We start from the raw sequence: 13,232 nt of genomic DNA on the forward strand, positions 1-13,232 counted from the left end.
CAAAGCACCATGCTTGATATCCGTAACCTCTCCCTCTCCGTATCCGTTCAGGGCAAACGGGTGGATGCTGTATCGGGAGTGTCGCTGCAGCTTGAGGCGGGGCGCGTACTGGGTCTGGTCGGCGAGTCCGGTTGTGGCAAGTCGCTGACTGCGCAGGCCATTCTCAGGCTTGGCGAATATCAGGGTGTGAACAAGAGCAGCGGTGATATTCTGATCAATGGCGAGAGCCTGTTCTCCATGAGCGATGAACGGCTCAGGCGTATACGCGGTGGTCGCATCGCGATGGTATTTCAGGAGCCGATGACTGCTCTCAACCCTGTTTTTTCGATCGAAAGCCAGATAACAGAGGTGATTCGTCTGCATCTGGATATGAGTAAAGATCAGGCGCGGCAAAGGGCAGTCGATCTGCTTCGGGATGTCGGAATGCAGGATGCTGAAACCATTCTCAAGCAGTATCCCGATGCCCTCTCCGGCGGTATGCGCCAGCGCGTGTTGATCGCCATGGCGATGGCCGCCGATCCCGACTACATCATTGCCGATGAACCGACTACTGCGCTCGATGTGTCAGTGCAAAAGCGTATTATCGCGCTACTGCTCAATCTGCAGAAGAAGCGCGGCCTTGGGCTGCTGCTGGTAACCCATGATTTCGGCCTGGTGGCTGAGATGTGTGACGATGTCGCCGTCATGTATGCCGGTCAGATTGTCGAGGCTGGGCCGGTGAAGGAGATATTTGACCGTCCGGCTCACCCCTATACGAGAGCACTGATGGGGTGCAGGCCGGAGGTTTCAGGCTCGGGTGGTGCGCTGGCTGTTATTCCCGGGCAGGTGCCGCAACCGGGCCGGTGGCCGGTGGGGTGTCATTTTGCTCCTCGCTGTGCGCTAGCCGATGCGGCGTGCAAAGCCACACCCGTCAACGCTGATGCATGGAGCGGCAACAGCCACGTGGCGCGCTGCATTCATGTGGAGAATCCGGCATGAGTTGCGTACTGAGGGTTTCCGGGCTCAGTAAGACATTTGCTTCCGGTGGCATGTTCCGTGCCACAGGTGATGCCAAGAAAGCGGTGGTTGATCTCTCATTCGATCTGAAGGCGGGAGAGACACTTGCGATTGTGGGCGAGTCAGGTAGTGGTAAATCGACTGCGGCGCGGATGGCGATGCAGCTGTTGCCTGCTGATTCAGGACAGATATTCTGGGGTGAGAACGAGGTGACGCACCTCTCCGGCAGGGCGATAAGAGGGCTTCGACGCCATATCCAGATGGTTTTTCAGGATCCATTTGCCAGCCTTAATCCGCGCATGCGGATTTGGGAGAGTGTTGCCGAGGGATTGCGGGTGCATCAGCCGGAGTTAAATCGCAGCCAGCGGCGTGAGCGGGTTGCGGATGTGCTCAGCCAGTGCGGCCTCGATGAGAGCGGTATGGATCGCTATCCGCACCAGTTTTCGGGAGGACAGCGCCAGCGAATCGGCATAGCCAGGGCACTGATTGTTGAGCCGAAGGTGCTGGTGCTTGATGAGCCGGTATCAGCACTCGATGTGTCGGTGCAGGCGCAGATTCTTAATCTGCTAAACGATATCCAGAAGGATCGCGGTCTTGCCTATCTCTTTATCTCCCATGATCTCTCGGTGGTGCGCCATATCGCCGATCGGGTGGCGGTGATGTTTGCCGGCCATGTGGTGGAGGAGGGGGGTGTTGCTGATGTGTTTGAGGCGTGCAGGCACCCCTATACCGAAGCGCTGCTTAAGGCGCGTCCGATTGCCCATCCCGATGAGAGGAGTGGTGGTGAGGTTGTGGCCGCAAGCGACGAAGGGGTGGCACTGAACGGTTGCCCGTTCAGGCATCGCTGTCTCTATGCGCAGGAGGCTTGCTCAACATTCAACTGCAGGCTGAACAGTGATGGTTTTGCCTGTCTCTATCCCCTGAATAGTTCTCACCATGAATAAGCTGGCCGGCCTGGTCCGGCGCGATTTTGAGGATGAGTCGGTACTTGTCAGCGGGCTGCCCGGTTATGCACGGCGCGATGAGCAGATACTTCTGGCCGATGAGATTGCCGAAGCGTTCGAGAAGCGCGGCCTGCTGCTGGCTGAAGCGGAAACGGGAACCGGTAAAACCCTGGCCTACCTGATCCCTGCGCTTCGATCTTCGGATAAAGTCCTGATCTCTACCCATACGCGGTCTCTGCAGGATCAGCTGGTTCACCGAGACCTGCCCGCCGTCCAGAAAGCGCTTGGCGCCAGCCGCAGGGTGGCGCTGTTAAAGGGGCGCAGCAACTACCTCTGCCCACAGCGATTGAAGCGATCCCTGACCTCCGCGCAGCCTGAGATCTGGCAGCAGAAATCTCTGCTCAAGGTGCAGAAGTGGTCCGATAGCAGTCGAGATGGTGATCTTTCGGGACTGGATTTCGACGTCTTTGCCAAGGGGATCGGTGCGATGGTGACGGCCACGGCGGACCAGTGTCTGGGTTCCCGTTGCGGAGATTTTGAAAACTGCCCGCTGATGAAAGCACGTCAAAAGGCGCAGTCAGCCGACATTGTGGTAACCAACCACAGCCTGTTGCTGGCGGATGCGGCGCTGAAATCCGGAGAGTACGGTGAAATCCTGCCTGGCTTTGATGCCTATGTGCTCGATGAGGCGCATGCGCTGCCTGAACTTGCCTGTCAGCATTTCGGGGTGCAGTTGACCCGCCTCACGCTTATTACGTGGCTCAATGATGTTCAGTCACTGCTTGATGAGATGGGAGATGAGCCGGTTCTGAAAAAGGAGCTGGTGGAAATTGGCCGGGAACTGCTTGATGCGTGGCAGAAAGGGGCGATGGAGGAGGTTGAAAACCACTGGGGAGATATGCTGAAGCGAGTTGATGCCCGCCGTGAACGCAGCGAGGAGTTGGCCAGAGTGGCTGACCGGGCCGAGCAGATCGCCGCCGATATCGCCATGGTACGTGAACCCGGAGAGGGCTATGTCGGCTGGAGCGATGGCGAGCCGGATAACAGGCGCTATGTCGTGGCACCTGTCGAAACCGGACCGGTACTGAAGCAGCACTTATGGGACCGGCCTGCTGCATTTGTTCTGCTGTCAGCCACGCTGCGCGTATCCGGAAGTTTTGACTACAGCAAACAGAGGCTTGGTTTTGAGGATGCGGTTGAGAGCTTTCATCCATCTCCGTTCGATTATGGCAGGCAGGCGATGATCTATCTGCCGAGAACGCTTCCCGATCCCCGTTCCGAACAGGGAATCAGTGCAATGACCGATGAGATGGAGACACTGATCCGTGCATCACACGGGCGTGCTTTTGTACTCTTTACTTCATGGCAGGCACTGACCCAGATTGGTCCTGAGCTTGCCAGAAGGCTACCGTGGAATGTTCTGATTCAAGGGGAGTCGGGTAGCCGCGATGCGATCCTTGAGACCTTTCGCTCCGATACCCACTCCGTGCTATGCGGCACGCGCAGCTTCTGGGAGGGGGTGGATGTTCCGGGCGAAGCATTGAGTCTGGTGATAATTGATAAAATGCCATTTGCCCCGCCCAATGATCCACTGCTTAAGGCGCGCATTAAGCGGTGCGAAGAGCTGGGTGGAAGCGGGTTTCGCGATATCCAGTTGCCTGAGGCTATTGCCACCCTCAGGCAGGGAGCAGGAAGGCTGATCCGCTCGGTTCATGATCGTGGCGTGATGGCACTGCTCGACTCCCGCCTCTACGTGAAGGGGTATGGCAGAGAGGTGGCGAGAAACCTGCCTCCTGCACCGATCAGGGACGATCTCTCCGAAGTGCGCTGGTTCTTCGAGGCGGCTGAATAGGTCTGGCCGGGTGGCTGCCGGGTTTTCATTACCATGCTGTTTCGGCAGAGTTTCTGGTTCTGGGGGAGTCATGGGACAGTTTTATCTGAAAATCATACTGTTTATGTCGCTGCTGCTGCCTGCGGGTGTGGCGCATGCCGAGGCTGAATCGGCTGGTGTGGATGCCTTTTTCGGCACCCTCAACGGTTATCTTGCATCGGTGCTCTTCTTTGACGTCATGCCCGGTGAGGGGTCGATGCCATTTATCGTAGCCTGGCTGATTGTCGGTGCGGTCTACCTCACGTTCCGGTTCGGGTTTATCAACCTGCGCATGATGGGCCATGCCATGCAGATTCTGCGTGGCAAATACCGTTCATCCGATGATCAGGGTGAAGTCTCCCCGTTTCAGGCTCTGACCACGGCGCTTTCTGCAACCGTGGGTCTTGGCAATATCGCAGGTGTCGCCATAGCTGTCAGTATTGGTGGTCCGGGGGCCACCCTCTGGATGATTATTGCCGGCTTTTTCGGCATGACCTCTAAATTCACCGAGGTGACACTGGCACAGATGTATCGCGAGTTTCGCCCTGACGGCCATGTCATGGGTGGTGCGATGGAGTATCTTTCCAAGGGCTTTGCAGAGAAGGGGATGGCGGGTATGGGCCGCAAGCTGGCGGTTCTTTTTGCGATCCTGTGTGTCGGCGCATCGTTCGGCGGCGGAAATGCGTTCCAGGTGTCGCAAGCGATGGGTGCTGTGCAGAATGAACTCTCCTTCTTCAAGGATTATCCGTGGGTGTTCGGTGTGTTCATGGCGACCGCAGTGGGTATCGTGATTATCGGGGGCATCAAGCGGATCGCTCATGCAGCCGAGGCACTGGTCCCGACCATGGTCTTTATCTACCTCACCGCATGCCTCTGGATTATTCTTAGCCACTTAACCGATGTTCCCGCAGCGATCAGCCTGATTGTTACCGAGGCATTTTCCCCGACTGCCGTTGCCGGCGGCATGATCGGTGTGATTGTGCAGGGCTTTAAACGCGCTGCATTTTCGAGTGAGGCGGGTATCGGATCGGCTGCTATTGCTCACTCGGCTGCTTCAGTGAAATACCCGGTTCGCCAGGGTTTTGTTGCACTCTATGAACCGTTTATTGATACGGTGGTAATCTGCACCATGACCGCGCTGGTGATCATACTGACCGGCGTTTACAACGCGCCAGAACATGCCGCACTGGTTGAAGCGAGCAAAGGGGCTGCACTTACCGCCGTGGCGTTCGGTTCAGTGATCTCATGGTTTCCTGTGATCCTCTCCATCTCGGTGGTGCTCTTTGCCTACTCGACGATGATCTCATGGTCATATTATGGCGAACGTTGCTGGACCTATGTGTTCGGCGAGCAGTTTTCAATGGTGTATCGTTTGATCTTCCTGATGTTTATCGTGCTGGCCTCGCTGGTCAGTGCCGGCAATATTCTCGACTTCTCTGACCTGCTGTTGCTCGCCATGGCCTTCCCGAACTTCCTCGCCCTCTACCTGCTGCAGGGCAAGGTGGCCGATGCCTTGAAGGATTACATGATACGCCTGCGCAACGGAGAACTCGACAAAGAGGTTGGCAGACATTAATCCGTTCTGATGTTCCATGTTTTTTGAGTCATCAGGCAGTTTAGGTAAATAAACAGGAGATTTTATCTGCGGCCATCATATGATCGCAGCATGCGACTGTTTGCCGGCATTGAGTTGCCATCAAATATTACAGATCAGTTAACGCTCTGGTGGGAATCGGAGCGGGGATACCTTGATCCTGATCACTGGCGCCCGGTGGCGCCGCACCTGTGGCATTTAACACTCGCTTTCTACGGCGAGGTTTCCGGCGGTGATGTCGACGATCTTGCAGAAGAGCTGGCTGAATGCTCCCGAAATGCTAAGGCTTTGACATTAAAAACAGGTAATTTCGGTTTTTTCCCAAGGGCATCAAAACCACGCGTTTTCTGGGTTGGGGTTGATGAAGCAGGCGATGGTGATGGTCTGAAACATCTTGCCCGTTGTTGCAGGCGGGCCGGGCATGCTACCGTTCGCAAACGCACCGCCACGGAGGCGCCGTTTCGGGGCCACATCACCGTAGCCAGAGTCAGGGGCCATGCTGCTTTACCGGATATGGAACAGTTGCAGATGATGGCAGATGTGCCCGTGCTTGACTGGGGAGTGCAGAGGATAAACCTTTACCAGTCCATTTTAAGGCCGGAAGGGCCGCAATACAGGCGGCTGGAAACATTTGAATTGAACGGTTCGAGCAATCGAACGAGGGGAAAATATGTCTGAGAAATCCAAAGCTCTGGAAACCGCACTTAGCCAGATCGAACGCCAGTTCGGCAAGGGAACGGTCATGCGTCTCGGCGACCAGGCAAAGGTGGTTGTGGATGTGATCCCGAGCGGCTCACTGGCTCTGGACGCAGCACTTGGCGTGGGTGGTTATCCGCGCGGTCGCGTGATCGAAATTTACGGTCCGGAATCCTCCGGTAAGACAACTATGGCACTGCATGCGGTGGCTGAAGCACAGAAACTCGGAGGGCAGGCCGCATTTGTAGATGCCGAGCATGCGCTTGATCCGTCATATGCCGAAAAGCTCGGTGTCGATGTTGATAACCTGCTGGTATCGCAGCCGGATTCCGGTGAGCAGGCGCTTGAGGTGGTGGATATGCTGACCCGTTCTGGCGGCGTGGATATCATCGTTGTCGATTCGGTTGCGGCGCTAACGCCGAAGTCCGAGCTGGAAGGTGATATGGGAGACTCTCATATGGGTCTGCATGCCCGCCTGATGAGCCAGGCGCTGCGCAAGCTGACCGGCTCCATCTCGCGCACCAAAACCACGATTATCTTCATTAACCAGATCCGTATGAAGATCGGTGTGATGTTCGGCAATCCCGAAACTACCACTGGCGGTAATGCCCTGAAGTTTTACACCTCGGTTCGTCTTGATGTGCGACGTACCGGCGCGATCAAGAAAGGTGATGAGGTGCTTGGTAACGATACCCGCGTGAAGGTGGTCAAGAACAAGGTGGCTCCGCCATTCCGTCAGGCTGAATTCTCGATCATGTATGGAGAGGGTGTCTCGCATGCAGGCGAAGTGCTTGATATGGGTGTGAAGTACGGATTGGTGAACAAGAGCGGAGCCTGGTACGCCAAAGGTAATGACCGCATCGGCCAGGGACGGGACAATGCCATCAACTTCCTCAAGGAGAATCCTGAGATTCTCAATGAGATTGAAGCCGGTGTCCGGGTTGAGCTGGGCCTGAGCAAAGAGGCAGTAGTCGCTGAATAAAGAGGAACTGGCAGCCTTCAGTTACGCTGCAAGGCTATTGGCACGCAGGGAGTACTGTACGGCAGAGATGCGCAGCAGGCTTTCGCAGCGCGGCTTTGAGCAGGAGCTGGTTGCATTTGTACTTGAGCAGCTCAAACAGGAGGGCTACCTGAGTGAAAAGCGCTATGCCGAGAGCTATCTGCGTTCGCGTTTAAACAGGGGCGAGGCACCATGGCTGGCGGCGCAGAAGGCGAAGCAGAAGGGTGTGGATCACACTGTACTGGAAGCGGTGCTGGCGGATATGAACGAGGATTTCGATGCCCAGGAGGCATGCAGAACCCTGCTTGAGCATCGCGATCCAGGCGGACTGAGGTTTGAAGATGAACGGGTGTGGCAGCGTCAGGCCCGTTTTTTGCGGAATAAGGGTTACAACAGTGCTACGATTCTGCGCGTATTAAAACAGCGGTAACTCATGAAGGGTTATCATTTGATGAAGGTGGAGGATTCCCGGTGAAAACATCCGAGATTCGACAGAAATTTCTCGATTACTTTGCAGGTCACGGCCATGAGGTGGTGGCTTCAAGCTCGCTGGTACCGCATGGCGATCCGACGCTGATGTTTACCAATGCTGGCATGGTGCAGTTCAAACATGTTTTCCTCGGCAACGAACAGCGCCCCTACGTAACTGCAGTATCAAGTCAGAAGTGTGTGCGCGCAGGTGGTAAACATAACGATCTGGAGAATGTGGGGCATACCGCCCGACACCACACCTTTTTCGAGATGCTCGGCAACTTCTCATTTGGCGATTACTTCAAGCATGAGGCGATCCGATATGCTTGGGAGTTCCTTACAAATGATCTGAAGCTTGATGCCAACCGCCTGTTTGTCACCGTGTTTGAAGAGGATGACGAGGCGTACGATATCTGGACCAAAGAGATCGGTATCCCGACAGATAAAATCGCCCGCATCGGCGCCAAGGATAATTTCTGGTCGATGGGTGATACCGGACCGTGCGGTCCCTGCTCGGAGATCTTTTTCGATCACGGCGAGGATGTTTGGGGAGGCCCTCCGGGAACTCCAGAAGAGGATGGCGACCGCTTTATCGAAATATGGAACCTCGTGTTTATGCAGTACGATCGCGACGAGGATGGTAATCTGACACCGCTTCCGAAGCCTTCCGTTGATACCGGCATGGGACTGGAGCGTATTGCTGCGGTGATGCAGGGTGTACATAACAATTACGATATCGACCTGTTTAAAAACCTGATAGCTGCAGCATGCCGGGAAACCGGTATTCAGTTTGGTGACAGTGCCGAGCAGGATGTCTCCCTGCGCGTGCTGGCCGATCACCTGCGTTCCGTTGCGTTTCTGATGGCTGATGGCGTATTACCTAGTAATGAGGGACGAGGTTTCGTACTGCGCCGTATTCTGCGCCGTGCCTGTCGCCATGGTCGCTTGCTGGGCAAGCAGGAGGCATTCATCTACAAACTGGTGGATACCCTGGTGAAGGAGATGGGTAACCATTTTGCAGAGTTGCGTGAAGGGCAGGCCAATATCGAGCAGGTGATCCGAATCGAGGAAGAGCGCTTTATCAAGACGCTTGATAAGGGGCTTAAGCTTGTCGAGCAGGCCGTGAACGAAGCGGGTGAGGGCGGTGTAATTCCCGGCAGTACCCTGTTTACCCTCTACGATACTTATGGTTTTCCGACCGATCTGACCGCAGATATTCTCAAAGGCAGCAATGTCGGGCTGGATATGGATGGATTCGAGAGCTGCATGGAAGAGCAGCGCCAGCGTGCACGCGCCGCATGGGGTGGTTCTGGTGAAGCGAGCCTGCCGAAGGCACTGTTTGAGCTGCGCGAAAAGCATGGTCCAACCGAGTTTCTGGGTTATACGACGCTGGCGGCTGAGGGCGTTATTACCGGCTTGATCAAAGATGGTGAAGCGACCGCTGGGCTTAATGAAGGAGACGAGGCGTGGCTGGTTACCAACCAGACCCCATTCTATGGCGAGTCGGGTGGTCAGGTTGGTGATACCGGCCTGATTACCACCGGTGATGGTGAGTTTGTTGTTTCCGATACCAAGAAGCTGCTCTCCGATCTTTTCGTGCATGTCGGCAAGGTGCGCCGCGGTAGCATCAAGGCTCAGGGCATTGCGCAGTTATCGGTGGGGGGTGAACGCCGTGATGCCATTCGTCGTAATCACACGGCCACACATCTCATGCACGCTGTGTTACGGGATGTTCTGGGCGAGCATGTCAAACAGGCTGGCTCACTGGTGAACCCTGAACGTCTGCGTTTCGATTTCAGCCATTTTCAGCCGATTGCCAGAGAGGAACTGAAAGATATTGAGGCGAAGGTAAACGCGGCGATATGGGCCAATGATCCGGTTGAGACCAACCTGATGACGCAGGATGAGGCCATTGCATCCGGTGCTATGGCACTATTTGGCGAGAAGTACGGTGATGAGGTGCGTGTGGTCTCTGCCGGTTTCTCGACCGAGTTGTGTGGCGGCACGCATGTCAAACGAACCGGGGATATCGGCCCTTTCCGCATAGTGTCTGAAACAGGTATTGCAGCTGGTGTGCGTCGCATCGAGGCGGTTACTGGCCCTTCTGCCTACCAGAGCTTTGTCACTGATATCGATACACTCAATGAAACAGCCGGTGCTTTGAAGGTGAGGCCATTCGAGGCGAATGATGCAGTCACAGCACTGCAGGCGAAGTTGAAAGAGGCGGAAAAAGAACTGAATAGCCTGCGCGCCAAACAGGCCACGGGGCTGCTTGATGATCTGGTGAAAACCGCAGTCGAAGTGAATGGCGTCAAACTGCTCGCTGCTGAAGTTTCTGGTGTGAAGGACATGCGCGACTTCATGGATAAGGCCAAGGGCAAGCTGAAATCGGGCGTACTCGTATTCGGTATGAAAAACGGCCCCAAAGTGCAGTTGGTCGCTGGCGTTACTGCTGACCTCGTCGGCCAGTTCCATGCCGGAAATATTGTCCGTGAAGTTGCTACGATATGTGGTGGCAAGGGCGGTGGTAAGCCCGACATGGCGATGGCAGGCGGAACTGAGCCTGACAAGCTGAAACAGGCACTGGAGTCTGTCGCTTCTCTGATACAAGGCTGAGTGGTGGATGTAGCCCAGCTGACCCAACCTGCAGCCATCATCATGATGGCGCTTGCAGCAGTTCTGCTGATCATCTGGCTGGTCACTTTTCGCAATCAGAGCGAAAAGATTGAAACGCTGGATTCCGAAAACCGTGAATTGAAAGCCGCATTTCATGAGTTGGAAGTCGAGCTCACCGAGCGAAAAATCGAGGTGGCAACACTCTCCGAACGAATTGAGCAGGTAAGCCGGAAATTGACCGATTGTCAGGGCCAGTTGGCAGAAAGGGAACATGAAGTTTCACAATCTAACAATGATAAGCTGAAGCATCTTTCGCTGATCTCTGAGCTTGAAACCACGCTTGATAAAGAACGACAGGGGGCGCAGGAGAAGCTGGCGCTGCTTGAGGATGCTAAGCAGAAGCTTGCAGGTGAATTCAAGCTGCTAGCCAATGAGATCTTCGAGGAAAAGGGGAAAAGCTTCTCTGAACAAAACCGTGCCAGCCTCGATGAGGTGCTTAAGCCGATGCGAGAGCAACTGGGTGACTTCCGCAAACGTGTCGATGAAGTGCATCTGAATGATTCCAAGGATCGTGCCGGCCTTCGTGAGCACCTCTCCCAGCTTGAAAAACTTAATCGCCAGATGAGCGAGGATGCATTGTCGTTGACGCATGCATTGAAGGGGGACAGCAAGGCACAGGGAAACTGGGGCGAGATGATTCTGGAACGGATTCTCGAGACCTCGGGGTTGCGTAAAGATCACGAGTATCTGCGCGAGGATTCAACCGATATCGGGGGCGGAAAACGTCTGAGACCGGACGTGATCGTACGTATGCCTGGCGATAAACATATCATTATCGACTCCAAGGTCTCCCTGACCGATTATGAGCGTGCCGTTGCAGCTACTGAAGGTGATGCGCGGAAAAAGTTCATCAAAGCGCACGCTAACAGTCTTCGCAATCATGTACGTGGACTTGCCGATAAACATTACGCGCACTTACCAGGCGTGAACTCTCCCGATTATGTGTTGATGTTTATGCCGATCGAGGCTGCCTACATGATGGCGATCGAAGAGGATCAGGGTATCTTTGAAACGGCGTTTGAAAAAGGGGTGGCCGTGGTAACACCTTCGACACTCTATGCTACCCTGAAATTAATCGAACAGTTGTGGCGCTATGAGAGGCAGAGTGACGATGTTCTAAAGCTGATCGACAGGGCCGGAAAACTGCATGATAAAATGGCCAGTTTCGTTGAATCATTTGAGGAGATCGGGGTTCGATTGGGGCAGGCGCAGAAAGCATATGATATTTCGTTGAACCGCATCAGTACCGGACCGGGCAATGTGATCAGCCAGATAGATGTTCTGGGTAAACTGGCTGGTAAAACCAAGAAAGAGTTGCCGCACCATCTGGTTGAATCCGCTGCACTATCTGATGATTCAGACGGAGTCCGTGAAGCGGATTAGCTTTCTGAAGGTTTCCCGACCTCTACGATATCAACAACGAAGTTAAGGGTTTCACCGGCCATAGGGTGGTTGCCATCTACCGTGATATTCTCTTCATCCACGCTTATGACAGTTACCAGTTCAATGCCGCTTCCAGTATCAGCCTGAAAACGCATACCGTTCTCGATTTTACCATCAAACTGGAAAATATTGCGTGGAATAGTCTGGATCAGGTCATCCCTGCGTTCGCCATACCCATCTTCTGGATTCACGCTAATTGCAATGCGATCGCCTGCCGACTTGCCTTCCAGCGCTCTCTCAAGGCCTGCAACAAGCGCATCGGTTCCGTGGATATAGGAGAGCGGATCACCGCCACAAGAAGATTCGACGATGTCGCCGTTCGGAAGTGTCAGCGTATAGTGAATGGTGACCGGGCTGTTTGCTGAGATCTGCATGAATCTGTCGGGGGCGGTTTAAGCGCCGACAATGGCGAGCAGAATACCAGCTGCAACAGCAGAACCGATTACACCTGCCACATTCGGGCCCATGGCGTGCATGAGCAGAAAGTTGTGGTGGTCTGACTCAAGCCCGACTTTATTCACGACACGTGCAGCCATCGGTACGGCCGAAACACCTGCGGCGCCGATCAGTGGATTGATTTTTCCGTCGCTCAGGCGACACATCAGTTTACCCATCAGGACGCCTGCAGCCGTTCCGACTGCAAACGCCAGCATACCAAGCACTAGGATGCCTAACGTTTCAACATTGAGGAACTTCTCGGCAGAAAGTTTGGAGCCGACAGCAAGACCGAGGAAAATGGTTACCGTATTGATGATCTCATTCTGCGACGCGTTGGAGAGACGCTCTACGACGCCGCATTCGCGTAGCAGGTTTCCGAAGGTGAGCATGCCTATCAGGGGCGCTGCAGTCGGCAGGAATATAACGCAGAGCAACAGGACGGTGAGCGGAAAGACAATCTTTTCAGCACGGCTTACAGGACGAAGCTGCTGCATTTTGATCTTGCGCTCTTTTTCAGTGGTCAGCAGTTTCATGATCGGTGGCTGAATAAGCGGCACCAGCGCCATGTAGGAGTAGGCGGCAACCGCAATGGCGCCCAGCAGGTCAGGAGCCAGGCGTGAGGCCAGGAAGATGGCTGTGGGGCCGTCTGCGCCGCCGATAATGCCGATAGCGGCAGCATCTGCGAGGCTGAACTCAAAGCCCGGAATTATATTCAGTGCCAGTGCGCCAAGCAGTGTAGTAAATATTCCGAACTGAGCAGCGGCACCTAGCATCAGGGTTCTCGGCATGGCGATCAGGGCACCGAAATCGGTGAGTGCACCAACGCCCATAAAGATCAGCAGCGGGAAGATGCCGGTTTCAATGCCGACGTGGTAGATCAGCCCTAACATGCCTTCGGGACCGGAAATTTCGGCGACTGGAATATTGCTCAGGATGGCGCCAAAGCCGATTGGAACGAGAAGCAGCGGCTCGAACTTCTTTACGATGGCCAGATAGAGCAGCAGCAGGCCGACGCCGATCATCAGCACCTGTCCCCATTCAAAATTGGCAATACCTGTGGTGATCCAGAGTTTGTCTATCAGTTCATTCTGCATAGTGGTTTCT

The 13,232-nt window shown here is 54.8% G+C and carries 11 protein-coding genes; 9 read left to right on the top strand and 2 right to left on the bottom strand.

The window, feature by feature from the left end; all coding sequences use genetic code 11:
• Positions 1 to 9: 9 nt before the first annotated feature.
• The 9 genes from Ga0123462_RS04305 (at position 10) to Ga0123462_RS04345 (ending at position 11,630) form a co-directional block, all read left to right on the top strand.
• Positions 10 to 978 carry an ABC transporter ATP-binding protein gene (locus Ga0123462_RS04305; protein WP_100265168.1) on the top strand — a complete coding sequence of 323 codons (969 nt, stop codon included), beginning with the start codon at positions 10 to 12 and terminating at the stop codon, positions 976 to 978.
• Positions 975 to 1,940 (top strand): ABC transporter ATP-binding protein, encoded by a 966-nt coding sequence (locus Ga0123462_RS04310; RefSeq protein WP_100265169.1) that lies wholly within the window; start codon positions 975 to 977, stop codon positions 1,938 to 1,940. Before Ga0123462_RS04305 ends, Ga0123462_RS04310 begins: the two co-directional genes overlap by 4 nt.
• Positions 1,933 to 3,792 carry an ATP-dependent DNA helicase gene (locus Ga0123462_RS04315; protein ID WP_100265170.1) on the top strand — a complete coding sequence of 620 codons (1,860 nt, stop codon included), beginning with the start codon at positions 1,933 to 1,935 and terminating at the stop codon, positions 3,790 to 3,792. Before Ga0123462_RS04310 ends, Ga0123462_RS04315 begins: the two co-directional genes overlap by 8 nt.
• A gap of 103 nt (positions 3,793 to 3,895) precedes the next feature.
• Positions 3,896 to 5,386, top strand: coding sequence for an alanine/glycine:cation symporter family protein (locus Ga0123462_RS04320; protein ID WP_418287834.1), 1,491 nt, complete (start codon positions 3,896 to 3,898; stop codon positions 5,384 to 5,386).
• A 90-nt stretch (positions 5,387 to 5,476) separates the two neighbouring features.
• Complete coding sequence (gene thpR, locus Ga0123462_RS04325) at positions 5,477 to 6,082, top strand: RNA 2',3'-cyclic phosphodiesterase (RefSeq protein WP_100265172.1); 606 nt, start codon at positions 5,477 to 5,479, stop codon at positions 6,080 to 6,082.
• Entirely contained in the window at positions 6,075 to 7,082 is a 1,008-nt protein-coding gene (recA, locus tag Ga0123462_RS04330) for a recombinase RecA (protein ID WP_100265173.1), read from the top strand. Before thpR ends, recA begins: the two co-directional genes overlap by 8 nt.
• A gap of 7 nt (positions 7,083 to 7,089) precedes the next feature.
• Positions 7,090 to 7,530: a regulatory protein RecX gene (locus tag Ga0123462_RS04335; protein WP_418287835.1), complete on the top strand. Its 441-nt coding sequence runs from the start codon at positions 7,090 to 7,092 to the stop codon at positions 7,528 to 7,530.
• 41 nt (positions 7,531 to 7,571) lie between these two features.
• Positions 7,572 to 10,187, top strand: coding sequence for an alanine--tRNA ligase (gene alaS, locus Ga0123462_RS04340; protein ID WP_100265175.1), 2,616 nt, complete (start codon positions 7,572 to 7,574; stop codon positions 10,185 to 10,187).
• A gap of 3 nt (positions 10,188 to 10,190) precedes the next feature.
• Entirely contained in the window at positions 10,191 to 11,630 is a 1,440-nt protein-coding gene (locus tag Ga0123462_RS04345; protein ID WP_232726621.1) for a DNA recombination protein RmuC, read from the top strand.
• Here Ga0123462_RS04345 and Ga0123462_RS04350 read toward each other — a convergent pair.
• Together Ga0123462_RS04350 and Ga0123462_RS04355 are read right to left on the bottom strand one after the other, a co-directional pair.
• Positions 11,627 to 12,064: an FKBP-type peptidyl-prolyl cis-trans isomerase gene (locus Ga0123462_RS04350; RefSeq protein ID WP_100265176.1), complete on the bottom strand. Its 438-nt coding sequence runs from the start codon at positions 12,062 to 12,064 to the stop codon at positions 11,627 to 11,629. The two genes, Ga0123462_RS04345 and Ga0123462_RS04350, sit on opposite strands and share 4 nt — an antisense overlap.
• A gap of 18 nt (positions 12,065 to 12,082) precedes the next feature.
• Positions 12,083 to 13,222, bottom strand: coding sequence for a sodium ion-translocating decarboxylase subunit beta (locus Ga0123462_RS04355; RefSeq protein ID WP_100265177.1), 1,140 nt, complete (start codon positions 13,220 to 13,222; stop codon positions 12,083 to 12,085).
• Between the last annotated feature and the right edge of the window lie 10 nt (positions 13,223 to 13,232).

The sequence above is a fragment of the Mariprofundus ferrinatatus genome (assembly GCF_002795825.1).
In the GTDB taxonomy this organism is placed as follows: domain Bacteria; phylum Pseudomonadota; class Zetaproteobacteria; order Mariprofundales; family Mariprofundaceae; genus Mariprofundus; species Mariprofundus ferrinatatus.